At 45.7% G+C, this 363-nt stretch carries 1 protein-coding gene; it reads right to left on the bottom strand.

Annotated elements, in window-relative coordinates; genetic code table 11:
- Positions 1-10: 10 nt before the first annotated feature.
- On the bottom strand, positions 11-363 hold a 353-nt coding region (locus tag U858_RS36320), incomplete at its 5' end, for a hypothetical protein (protein WP_232786647.1).

Genomic DNA, 363 nt, shown 5'->3' with positions numbered 1-363 from the left:
TGTTTAATTGTTAAAGAGCGGCACTGCTAAATTCTGTACTGCGTTTACTTCTTACTGCTATCTGCCCCTCAACTTCGGCTAACTTCGCTCTCGCGTCGTCGCTGTCGTTGCAGCAGAGAAACGAGATTATGAAGAAGTTTTTATCGTTTGTCAAGTCAGCTTTGTTTTCGTTTTTCAACTCGAACTCACCACCTTGCCTTACGACCCCTTCAGGTCTCGCCCTAGCAGCTATCGAAACATCAGGGTTAACCCTAACTTTTCGGCAACTGCCAAGCCTGAAACTATAACACAACTTTTGCAGATTATGCAACCGGCTTTTGCCTAATTTGCACCCTATCTTGCAACCCCGCTTTCCGGTGAATC

The sequence above is a fragment of the Achromobacter sp. DH1f genome (assembly GCF_000633435.1).
Lineage (GTDB): Bacteria > Pseudomonadota > Gammaproteobacteria > Burkholderiales > Burkholderiaceae_B > Achromobacter > Achromobacter deleyi.
This window is presented reverse-complemented; position numbering and strand designations above follow the sequence as displayed.